The following is an 11,418-nucleotide window of genomic DNA, read 5'->3' on the forward strand; positions in this document are numbered from 1 at the left end:
CATGGGTTTCGCTGGCGCGGTCCTTCGGCTCTTCATCATCTTCAACTCCAACTGGGATAAAGATGAGCCGCAAAGCCTCCGCTACGCAATCACGCCAAACTGTTCCAAGGGTGCTGATGGCGGACAAGCATTGTAGTCCCGCAGATTTCCGGCAGTTGTGCCGATGTCGTGCTTGTTATTGGCGAAGCCATCCCAAGCATCGGACGGAATTTCTCGATCCCTGTATGAGTAAGCATCATTGGAAACCGGTGCTTTCGGTGGCGCGTCGGTATCCAAGCGCAGCGTCTCGAAAGGATCGAATGCCAAGCCGTCTTTGTTCCCGAACTCTTCAGGTTCTGGTTTCCTGTAGCGTTGTCGGGAATCTGCAACGAGCAGCCAGGACGCCGGAAGCGGCGGATCGGTCGTAGCGATCCTACGCGCACCTTCGGGTGTAGACATCAGATGTGCGATCTGACCCCGGATATATGCACTCACCTTGTCAGGCCCCTGCGCGGCCTGTTGCAGCAATTGCTCGTGCCATCTATCCGGATTACGGGCGCGTTCAGCCCACGCCGCGAGAGTATCCCACAGTGCGGCGTGACTACCGGCAGTATCATAGCCGATGGCTCGGACGCCACGATGCTCCCACATGGCGAGCGTGTCTCGGTCCGTTCCGCTCTGAAAAGCGTAAAGCTGACTACGGCTTCCGGCATGCGTATTGAGAGCTTCAAGCAGATATCGCATCGGCGGATCATCGGCGGTATAACCAACGAACACGACGACAAAGCGTTCGAGCAATGCGCGCATGAACCTTGTTGCCCAGCCATCGGCCAGATAAGCACGTCCGAAATCCGCGCTTGAGACAACAAACTCTTCTGACTCACGCGGACCATTATAATCATTAGCTGCACGACCATGCAGGTGAATGATGCCGCCAAAATTATCTGCCTTTGGATCGATCAAATCCGGCGGACCAACGCTCGGAAGCGTTGCATCGCCCGCTTCGAATAATAGATCAAAGTTCGTCGTAACGAGTCTCACTTTGCCGCTTCTTGAAGCGGACAGATCGCTCAATATCTGATGAGCGTCCAGCCTTGGAACCCCTTTCGGCCTGACTGACTTGATGACCTCGTCTCGAATGTCGGAGGTCTCGAACTCACGCTCAAGGAGGCCGAATATGCGATCAGCGGGGATCAATCCACCGACGCCGCCGATAACTCTCATGTCGCGTGCCTGATCCAGAAGCTGGCGGGCAGTACTTGTCCGACCTGCGCCCAGAGCATTCAGGACGGTATCCGACAGTGTAAAGAAGTCAGGCAACCCAGCGTAAGCCATGGACACACCCGCTCCACAGAAGAAGACGACATCTCCTGCATCGCGGGCGATCAGAAGATCATCCGGTATCGTCGGGCCGTTTTCGACGAATTTCATATGGTTGTTGACCTTAGTGCCAAACAATCAACTTCTCTATCTATGGCTGCCGCGACAAAAGGGATTTTGCCGCAGTGCCGCATGAACAGCCGCTTTAGGGAAGACTATCAGACGGCTGGGGTCGAAGTCGACCGACCGCAAAGGGCCGAGCGCTGCGGTGCCCGGTGCAGGCACGGACCGGCTGCTAAGGGCCGCACCCTGTCTAGCGCCACTTGGCAGTCGCATCAGCCCCGGCTATTACGCCTGAAATCGCCTGGACCCGGTGAAAGCCCGGGTGGCTATTCCGGCCGCCGATCCGCCGGACCACGCATATTCTGCGCGTTCAACACCTTATGACACAAGCACGACACTATCTGCGCCAGTGGCAGGACAACCCTGTCCGCGAAATCCTTGCAGGCGCGGTGGCGACCTTCGCCCTCATCCCTGAGGTCATCGCCTTCTCCTTTACGGCCGGGATCGACCCGGCCGTCGGGCTTTACGCCTCCTTCGTCATCAGCATAGTGATCGCCGTCTTCGGCGGGCGGCCCGCGATGATCTCGGCCGCTGCCGGGTCCGTTGCGCTGGTAGTGGCCCCCTTGGTCCGCGACCATGGGGTCGAGTATCTCTTCGCCGCCGGGCTTCTGGCCGGGCTGTTCCAGATCCTTTTCGGCTTCGCTCGGCTGGCAAGCCTGATGCGCTATGTGTCGAACTCGGTCCGCACGGGGTTCGTGAACGCGCTGGCGGCGCTGATCTTCGCAGCGCAGCTGCCGCATATCCTGAACGCCGGGGCTGCGGGCCTGGCCGTAATGGCGGCGGGGCTGGCGGTGATCTACCTTGCTCCGCGCCTGACGACGAAGGTCCCTGCTCCGCTGATCTGCGTGGTGCTGCTGACGCTGGTCTGCTCGGTCTTCGGGATCAGCGTGCCCAGGGTCTCGGACCTTGGCACCCTGCCCGATGGGCTGCCGCTGTTTCACTTACCGCAGGTGCCGCTGGATCTGGAGCTTCTCAACATTATCTTCGCTCCCGCTTTGGCCATCGCCATGGTGGGTCTATTGGAAAGCCTGATGACGGCGGGGGTGGTGGATGACCAGACCGGCACGCCCTCGGACAAGAATGCCGAGGCGCGGGGGCTGGGGCTGGCCAATGTCGCAGCAAGCCTGTTCGGCGGCATCGCGGGCTGCGGGATGATCGGCCAGACCGTGTCCAATGTGAAATACGGTGGGCGAGGACGGCTTTCCACGCTGGCCGCAGGAGGTTTGCTTCTGGGGCTCATGGTCGCGGCGGGCGGCCTGGTCGGTCAGGTGCCGGTGGCCGCGCTGGTGGCGATCATGGTCATGGTCTCGGTCGACACGCTGGATTGGGGTTCGCTGAGGCGGCTGCGCAGCACTCCGAAGCTCTCCAATCTGGTGATGCTGGCGACGGTGGCGGTCACGATCCTCAGCCATAACCTCTCGCTCGGCGTGTTGGTCGGCGTACTGATGAGCGGGGTGTTCTTCGCGGCCAAGGTGGCCGCTCTGCAGCAGGTGCGTCGGGAAGGTGACACCTACACCGTCGAGGGCCAGATCTTCTTCGCCTCGGCCGAAGCCTTCATCGAGGCCTTCGACCCGAGCGACCATGACGGGCCAGTGACCATCGACCTGACCCGGGCAAAGCTGTGGGACATCACAGCCTTGGCGGCGGTGGAGAAAGTGCGGGACCGCTTCCGGCGCCACGACCTGGAGGTCACGATCAACGGATTAGAAAGCCCCGCGTGATTGCATCGATACGGCTCGCAGCCGACGCTTTGCTGCAGGACCCTTCGAACGTCCGCTTCCGGGAACGCCGCGCCGCAGCATTTGTCGAGATCGAGCGGCGGCTATGGGCCGAAATATGTCACCCGGGCACCAGGTAACCGAATCCCGGGCAAGCGAGGTCGAAGGCGGCATAGCCGCGCTGGATCTCGGCTTTGGTCTGCCCGGTATCAGCCCGCGAGCGTGTCGGCAGCGATTTGCCCCAGATCTCACAGCGCGCAGCTTCAGTCGCGGAACCCGGCGTCATCGAAGTTTCGCACCCGGCCAGCCAAGTCGCGGTCAACAGCGCGGCGCAGATCAGAAGCGGTTTCATGGTCATTCTCCAATGATTTGAGACGGGCCCGGGCGGTACTATCCGCCCTGCCTTTCACATAAAGGCCCATACCGGCCGCCAGAGCAGCAACTGCCCCGGCGAGCCACACCCCTGCCTTTCCGGCAAGCCAAGTTACCAGCGCGCTCATTTCCGCCCCCAGCCGCGGATCAGCGCCAGCGTGGCGAGGGCCGAAGAAATCACGCCAGACAGCGCTGCAGCAGCGCCATAGGCGTTGAAGGGGTGAATCTTCAGCATGCCGGTGGTCGGGTTGAACTCGGCCAGGCCGAGGAAGGCCAGCAGCGAAGCCAGCAGCAGGGCGACATAGGTCAGCCCGCGAACGAGGGTCCAGTTCATCTTTTGCTCCTGAACAGGTTTCCGAGGGATTGAATGAGGGCAGCGAGCCAGCCTGCCCTGACCGGCTCTGCCGCACGGATTGCAGCCTCATAGGCCCGGGCATAGCCTGCGATCTGTTCAGCCCGATCGGTGCCGTTGATGATGCGCCGCGCGCCGGTGAAGTCCGCCCTGTCGCCCCCAAAATGATGCGACAGCCTGCGGCCAGTAAAGGTGCCAAGGCGCATCCCTTCCACGAGGATCTGCGCAGCGATATCCGGCTCTTCTGCCAGATCGGGGCGGTCGAGCAGATCGAGGCCGAGGCGCCTGCTCCAGTCGGTATAGTTGCGCCTGCCGGTGATCTGCACATAGCCGCGCCCCATGAAGCGCCGGCCATCCCCGGCAACCGTGTTGCCGAGGTCTGCGCGGCCCTCATAGCGCGTCTGAGCCGGGGTTGGCCCCCAGATCTCGCGCAGCCAGCGGAAATTGCCGGTTTCATGATAGGCCGTGGCCAGCACATAGGCTCGCTCTGAAATGGAAAGGCCCGCCGATTTGGCGAGCCTGTCGATCCGCAACACATGCGGATTGCCGAGATCTGGCGTCATGCCACCTCCTATGAAATTGCCCGCTTGATTGCGGGGCCGATAAAGATTGGATGCTGATGCGGGGCGGGTCAGACCTTGCGGGCAGCCCAGCGTTCAAGAATTGCTCCGGTACCGCGCGGCCCGAGGTAAGACAGGACAGCAATCACCCCGACCGTAACCTCGCGCGAAAACTCGAGATAGGTACCGAGGGCGTCACCCGCGATGGCCATCCCCACCGCTGTCGGGATTTCCCAGATCAGATCCCAGGACAGGATCGGACGGCGCTTCGCCCTGACCTCGCTTGCGTGATAGGAGGCCCGGCCAGCAATCGCGGCGATCAAGGCAGTTCCTGCCCCGCCGATCAGGCGGTGCAGCGTTTCAATCAGGCCCGGATCGGGCGGCGGGAAATCTGTCACTTGTCGCGTCTCCAGCGCATTACAAAGCCCGCTCGAGGCGGGTGTTGGCTTATTGGTGTTTTCGGTCTAGCCGGGGCCGCATGATCAAAATTATCACTACCGCCCTCGCCTTTTCCCTTTTGTCGGCCCTGCCCTCAGCTGCGAGAGACAGCATCACCGGCACAGCCTCTGTGATTGATGGAGATACGATCGAGATCCACGGCAAGCGCATTCGCCTGCATGGGATCGACAGCCCGGAATCGCGCCAGCGCTGCTACCGCAATGGCAAAGCCTGGCGCTGCGGAACCGACGCAGCCAATGCGCTCAGCGATCTGATCGGCAGAAAATCAGTCAGCTGCAATGTTGTGGATGTTGATCGGTACAAGCGCCTTGTGGCCGTTTGTTCCGTTCAAAAGACCAACATTAACGACTGGATGGTGCGCAATGGCTGGGCAATGGCCTATCGCCGTTACTCCAAGGCATACAATCAGGCCGAGAAGGAAGCTGCGAAAGCTGGCCGGGGCATCTGGTCCAGCGACTTTGAAGCCCCCTGGGACTGGCGCCGCGCCAACTGAGCTGGCCCTCTCAGCCGGGGACAAGCGCCACCAGGTCCGCCTGCATCTGCGCAAGCGCGGCATCGAGCTGGGCTGTGGTGGCCGCTTCTTCCACAAGGCGCGATGCCCTGAGGGTTGCGGCCTCGATCACTGTGGAAACGTTTCGCCAGATATCGCTCATGTTCAGCCAGACCTGTGCCACCCCGTCAGGCGTGTCAGCAGTGATCCCGACTTCGGCGAAGACCATCGGGAACAGCAAGGGGGCAGGATCGGGGTCAGACAAAAATGCCACAGCCTCGCTGCGCTTCTCCAGATAGACCATATCCTGCCCGGGCAGATCGGTGATGAACCGGCGGCGCAGATCCCCCCGAACCGTCTGGATGGCCTCCTGCGCTGCTGCCCTCTGTGCGTCAGTCGGCACTTCCCTCTGCTCGAGGAAGCCATCCACGACATGAAACTGCAGCGGATCCAGCTCAATATCATCGACCTCGATGTAATCGCCTGCGGGCGGTGGCCGATGTGAGCTAAGCTTCAGCGTGTACTCTACTGCACCAGTCACACTGTCATAATATACAAGCATTTTCAGCCCCAAGTGCTCATTGCGTAGAAGGAGTACCAGACGACCTGATTCCCATAAGCAGAGGTGTACGACGGCCTCTGGGATGCAAAGATTGTCGCGTTGGGGCCCTCGTGAACCCGAATAACGTTCCCAGGGGAAACGGTGACATATCCGAGTGCAATCCAACCTCCCCCCGTGCCGCGATGCAGGCACCACATGCCGGGGCCGAGATCAGGAAAAGATCCGATACCAGTTGAAGTCGTGGTGAACTGCCCAACAGCAGTGGGTTCCAGCGGGATCACATCGGCTGGAATGTCCATTGCGACGGCATAGGTGTAGGTAACCGCTCCTGCCGTGCCGGGATGACCCGGGGAATATCCGCCCCCCGATCCGCCAGCCCCGCCACCCCCTACCACGACCTCAATCTGAGGATTGAGCCATCCTGCTGTGTCCACTGTTGCAGGTGCCAATAATTGCCCTGACTTGCCGGGCTGGCCCATAAGGGACGCCTTGCCGCCAGACCACCAGGTGGCATTCCCATTGCCGCCCTTCCCCCGGATGCCATCCGGCCAGGCAGAAGCCGCCGCAAGATAATCTTTCACATCACCGAGAGGCCCACCCTGGCCGCCTGCGGCGGTAAATGTGTGCTTCAGCGTATTGCCATCATAGAGCCGAACGATGGTTGCTCCGCCATTGTTCCCCACAACTGTTGTCGGAGTGCCGCCACGCAGGATCCCGGCGCCACCGCCGCCACCGCCGATCATCTCGATGCTGTTGATTGTGTTGACCGGCAGAGCAGTTTTCGCGGCGTTTGCAATCAGGCTAACCGTGGTGGGCAGGGAAGCGCCGGATACGAAATGTCGTGCATTTTTGATCTGAAGGCCGGTATCTTCCGAAAGCTTAAGGCTCTGCCGCTTATTGTTGCTGGTTCTTGATGCCGCGAAACCGAAGCGACCGCCATCATGGCCAAAATAGATGCCGTCGTTATTATCAGAGTTTACGCTTGCCTTGCCGTAGCGAAGCCCGGCCGATTGCTGGATGGTCAGCAGGCTGTCTACATCGAGGAAGCTTGCCGAGATCCGGTTCCCCGTGAGCCATGCCACGTCAATATTCGCAGCACGCACGCTACCGATGTCCATATGATCGGCAGTGATAGACCCCTCGAGCAGGATATTGCCCGCAGCAATCCGCGCCATGGATGCCGGGCCATTCGGATCATCGAGCGCCACCAGCTCCAGATAAGCACCTGCGGAGCCTGCGGTCGCGCGCAGACCGATCGCCGCCGCCTTGATCCCGGTCACATCGGCAATGGCCTGCTGGATGATCGCGGTTTCGCTGTTTGCCAGCACCTCCTCAAAATCAAGGCGATGCACCCGGAACTGCCAGGCGGCGCGGGTGCCGCCGAGCATCGAGGATGCGAAGAGATCCAGAATGAAGTTGGTGGCGCTGGCCGGGACCGCTGCTGCCGGGCGGGCGAAATAGACCTCGACCACCTGCACAACGCCGGTGGTGGCGGTCATATAGTCCTTGAGGTTGACGTATTCCGTCCGGGTTCCGGAATCGAGCCAGATAGCGCGCAGCAGGGCACCGCTGTTCGCAAGGTTGCCCGACAGGAATTCGATCTCCATCCGGATCTTCACACCGCGCGGTGATTTTGAGCAGTCCAGCGCCTGGCCCGCCTGATCGATGCGGATCAGGGGTCCGTCTGCCGTGCCGCCGCAGACCACCTGCAGGGCATTCTGATAGCGGGCATTGGCCGTGTTTTTGGTGACCGTGTTGCCCGCATAAGGGGTCACGGCCACATGATCCGGATAGGTGCCCGTCCACAGGTTGAAGATCGGGTTTTTGGAAACCCCGCCCGACATCAGGCGCGCGGCATTGGTCGCATAGGTCAGCGATTTGGCGGCGCTGTCCGATGCGGAAAGAGCCGCGCCATTCGCTGCGCTCGCATGGGCCTGCGCCGCCGCGCCAGCAGCCTCAGCCCCGGTCCGGGCAGTCTCGGCGCCCGTGCGGGCAGTTGCGGCCAGGGCCGCCTGCGAGGTGGCCGTTGCCGCCGCCCCGGTGGCGGTATTGGCTGCGGTCGTGGCCGTTGTCTGGGCAGCCTCAGCGCCGGAGCGGGCCGTCTCAGCCCCCGTCCGGGCGGTCTGAGCTGCGGTGGCCGAGGTGCCCGCCTCGGTGGCTTTGGTCGATGCCAGTGCGGCAGAGGTGGCCGAGGCGGATGCGTCAGCCCTTGTGGCCTCGCTTTCGGTCACATCCTCGAGCCAGATGCCGTCCAGAGCTACCTGCACCCCGGCAGCAGCTGCATAGTTCAGCAGGCTGATCAGATAGACGCCTTCGGCAGCAGTGCTGTTCGTCACCGATGACTTGAGGTTTGCAAGGGTGAACACGACCGAGGAGCGCTCAATCCAGTCCTCGCTCGCGGGATACTGAGCGCCGCCAGAGATGATATAATAGAGGCCTGCGTTGCCTCCAGTGATCGCCCCATTACCATCTGCCGCCTGGCAGCCCATGTAGATCTGCGCGGTGCCTCCGGTGACCTTGAAGCGGCCGCGTGCCCGGTACTTCCGATTAGGGTCGAGCCGGTGGAACTTCCGCTGGCAGACATCACGGCGGGCGCCAGCAGTAGTGGTAAACACGCCAGAGGCCAGCGTACCATGAGCCGCAGAGAGATCGGTGCCCGGGATCGAGGTATTGACGCGCCAGCTCGCGAAGCCATCATCGAAGCTCGGGTTTCCTTCGACCATCACGGTATTCAGGAAGCTCTTTGCGGCTGCGGTCGCGTGGGTCGAAGCCGTGTTTGCCGAGCCAGCAGCGTTGGTTTCCGAGGTCGCAGCACTGGTCGCAGCGGCCTGAGCCTGTCCCCGGGCGGTTTCTGCAGCCGTCTTTGCCGAATTGGCGGCGGTCGCCGAGTTTCCGGCCTCAGTTGCTTTGGTCGAGGCGAGGCTGGCCGATCCTGCAGCGGCCGTGGCGGATCCCGCCGCCGCATCGCGCGAGCTGGCCGAGGTGGTCGCCGAGGTTGCTGCCGAATTGGCCGAGCCAGCCGCATTGGTCTCCGAGGTCGCGGCGCTGGTCGCAGCGGCCTGAGCCTGCCCGCGCGCGGTTTCCGCAGCCGTCTTTGCCGAATTGGCGGCCGTGGCCGAATTCCCGGCCTCAGTGGCTTTGGTCGAGGCAAGGCTGGCCGAACCTGCAGCAGCCGTGGCGGATCCCGCTGCCGCATCGCGCGAGCTGGCCGAGGTGGTGGCCGAGGATGCCGCCGAATTGGCCGAGCCAGCGGCGTTGGTTTCAGAGGTCGCAGCATTGGTCGCAGCGGTCTGTGCCTGCCCCCGGGCGGTCTCAGCGGCAGTTTTCGCGGTATTCGCCGCAGCAGCCGAGGTGCCGGCCTCTGTCGCTTTGGTGTTCGCGGTCGCGGCAGAGGTGGCGGCAGCGCCAGCCGATCCCGCCGCCTCGCCAGCCTTTGTGTTCGCGGTCACTGCCGACGACGCGGCGGCGCTGGCGCTATCCTCGGCCTCACCGGCGAAGGTAGCGGCCGAGCTTTCCGAGAGGGCAGCGGCCTGCGCGGCAGTACCGGCTTCGGTGGCTTTGGTTCCAGCGGTGACAGCGGATGCAGCTGCAGCCGAGGCGGCCTGCCCGGCCTCTGTGGCGCGGGTGCTGGCGGTGCTGGCCGAACCTGCGGCGGTGCTGGCCGAGTTCCCCGCATTGGTCGCAGAGGTCTGCGCCTGGTTGCGGGCCGTCTCGGCTGCGGTCTGCGCGGCCTGGGCGGCGTCGCGGGACGCCCCCGAGGTGCTGGCAGAAGTCTGCGAGGCAAGCGCAGCGGCCTCGGCCGCAGTAACCGCCGCTGAGACCTCCCCCTGAGCGGCCAGAGCTACCGCAGCATGTGTCGCGGCCCCCACCTCTGCCGCAAGCGCTTCATTTTTCGCCCTGATCAGCGTGGCCTCAATTCCATCCGGCCCGGTCAGCGCCTCGCCGAACCCGATCAGATCCGAGATCGAGTCGCGCAGCGCCGGGTCGAGATCCGCATCGGTGATCTCGATCGAGGGAGTGGTGACCAGAATATCAGGCGACCATTCGGTTTTGCCGGTCAGCTCCGAGATCAGGCAGGCGCGCACGGTATAGGCCGTGTCAGGCGTCACATCGCTGATGGTCCAGCTATAGGGCGCGCCATAAGGGCGGCTCACATCGAAAACCGCCTCAGCGCCTTTCAGGATCTGGATCCGGATCTGGGTGACCCCGGCCTCATCGCCGCCACAGCCGACCACGATGGCAGCCTTGCGGCCCCGGCCGCTGCTGTCCTCGAGCACGGCGCCCGCCGCGCTGAAGCTGGCAATGCGCTGCACGAAGGGCAGGACATTGACCGGCGGCACGATGGTATAGGGCAGCTCGAAACCGGGCTGCCAATCGTAATCGGCCGGGTCGACCTCGCGCAGCGTGACCGCGACATTCATCCCGGGCATTTTGGCCACGCTCATCACCAGGAAGCGCTTTGCGTCATAGCCGTTGCGCGCGCTGGTCCAGCTGATCATGTCGACCAATGGCTCGAGGCCATAGGCATCCGGTGGCAGCGAAAGCTGGTGCACCCGCATGCGGCGATAATCCTGCAGCTGCGCACGCATCAGGCGCTGAACCTGATTGGCATGAGGCGCGGCAGGATAGCTGACCCCGACCGGCAGATACCGCCCATCATCAGCCGCGGTGGCCACGGCGTCGATAAATTCGGGCGCATCCTTGCTGGCCCATTTCTCGCCGGGCTCAGGATAGGTCGCGGTCAGAGCGTTATAGGTGGCAGAGAGACCGAGGAAAGGCTGATAGCTCTGCCCTTCGGTGATGATGATATCCTCATCGGTGATCGAGAAGACCGATGCTCCCGGCAGGCCGCAGATCGGCTTCAGACGCCCGCCCACCTCAGCAAAGCGCATATTCGCAGCCCGGCCCAGCTCCTCCATCACGCCGAGCGGTTCCATCTCAACCGAGATCTCAGCCCCGCCCCGGAACGCGCGCTCAAAGCTGCCATCGGCCAGCTCGATCTGCTCATCACAGGCGTTCATAGCCGCGACCCATTCGTCAAACGGCAGGCGCCAGGCGTCGAGGTTCTGGCCGCCGAACAGCCACTCATCGCCGTAATAGACGCCACGCGCGACGTTATAGGCCATCACTGCGAGGTTATCGCTCGGCGCATAGGTCGAGCGTTTCCCCCAGCGATGCGCGCCGAGGCCGCCAGCGGTGCTGTCGAGGCGCGGATCGTAAAGCGGCAGCGGCTCCAGCTCGAACAGGAATTCCGGATACTGCAGCATGCTCTCGTGATCATACTGGCAGGTGATGATGGCATAGGTCTTGCCCTTGCCGACCATTGCCGATGTCCACGGGTAATCCGGATCCGATCCAAAGGCCCACATCAGGAAGGGATCAGCGGCGGCCTGGGTTCCATCCACCCATTTCAGCCACATGCGACGCTGGCCGCTGTCGGTATCATCGATGTGATTGTTCATCGATGCGCCGATCTGGATGAA

General features: G+C 62.7%; 9 protein-coding genes and 1 other annotated feature. Of the genes, 2 read left to right on the forward strand and 7 right to left on the reverse strand.

All coding sequences use genetic code 11. From position 1 onward, the window contains the following. Nucleotides 1-81: 81 nt before the first annotated feature. The gene (locus tag H0485_RS20235) at nt 82-1,437 is read right to left on the reverse strand and encodes an SIR2 family protein (protein WP_226937713.1); all 1,356 of its coding nucleotides are present in this window, start codon (nt 1,435-1,437) and stop codon (nt 82-84) included. 225 nt (nt 1,438-1,662) lie between these two features. Next, nucleotides 1,663-1,718 (forward strand) — a sequence feature (sul1 is cis-regulatory element that is thought to sense ions involved in sulfur or methionine metabolism; They are found in Alphaproteobacteria). Between the two features lie 24 nt (nt 1,719-1,742). Here H0485_RS20235 and H0485_RS20240 point away from each other — a divergent pair. Then, on the forward strand, nt 1,743-3,143 hold the full coding sequence (locus H0485_RS20240; protein WP_226937714.1) for a SulP family inorganic anion transporter: 1,401 nt from the start codon (nt 1,743-1,745) through the stop codon (nt 3,141-3,143). A gap of 118 nt (nt 3,144-3,261) precedes the next feature. Here H0485_RS20240 and H0485_RS20245 read toward each other — a convergent pair whose 3' ends face one another. From H0485_RS20245 to H0485_RS20260, 4 genes are all read right to left on the reverse strand, one after another. After that, complete coding sequence (locus H0485_RS20245) at nt 3,262-3,492, reverse strand: hypothetical protein (protein ID WP_226937715.1); 231 nt, start codon at nt 3,490-3,492, stop codon at nt 3,262-3,264. A 144-nt stretch (nt 3,493-3,636) separates the two neighbouring features. Then, nucleotides 3,637-3,846 carry a hypothetical protein gene (locus H0485_RS20250; RefSeq protein WP_226937716.1) on the reverse strand — a complete coding sequence of 70 codons (210 nt, stop codon included), beginning with the start codon at nt 3,844-3,846 and terminating at the stop codon, nt 3,637-3,639. Then, complete coding sequence (locus H0485_RS20255; RefSeq protein WP_226937717.1) at nt 3,843-4,427, reverse strand: glycoside hydrolase family 19 protein; 585 nt, start codon at nt 4,425-4,427, stop codon at nt 3,843-3,845. Before H0485_RS20255 ends, H0485_RS20250 begins: the two co-directional genes overlap by 4 nt. 68 nt (nt 4,428-4,495) lie before the next feature. Further along, nucleotides 4,496-4,822, reverse strand: a complete 327-nt coding sequence (locus H0485_RS20260) for a phage holin family protein (protein ID WP_226937718.1) — start codon at nt 4,820-4,822, stop codon at nt 4,496-4,498. Between the two features lie 80 nt (nt 4,823-4,902). On the opposite strand from H0485_RS20260, the gene H0485_RS20265 reads away from it, so the two are divergent. Further along, nucleotides 4,903-5,376, forward strand: coding sequence for a thermonuclease family protein (locus H0485_RS20265; protein WP_226937719.1), 474 nt, complete (start codon nt 4,903-4,905; stop codon nt 5,374-5,376). A 10-nt stretch (nt 5,377-5,386) separates the two neighbouring features. On the opposite strand, the gene H0485_RS20270 is transcribed toward H0485_RS20265, so the two are convergent. Then, nucleotides 5,387-5,935, reverse strand: a complete 549-nt coding sequence (locus tag H0485_RS20270) for a hypothetical protein (protein WP_226937720.1) — start codon at nt 5,933-5,935, stop codon at nt 5,387-5,389. Between the two features lie 2 nt (nt 5,936-5,937). Then, nucleotides 5,938-11,397, reverse strand: a complete 5,460-nt coding sequence (locus tag H0485_RS20275) for a phage tail protein (RefSeq protein ID WP_226937721.1) — start codon at nt 11,395-11,397, stop codon at nt 5,938-5,940. Nucleotides 11,398-11,418 lie beyond the last annotated feature (21 nt).

The organism is Pseudogemmobacter faecipullorum, assembly GCF_020539525.1.
Lineage (GTDB): Bacteria > Pseudomonadota > Alphaproteobacteria > Rhodobacterales > Rhodobacteraceae > Pseudogemmobacter > Pseudogemmobacter faecipullorum.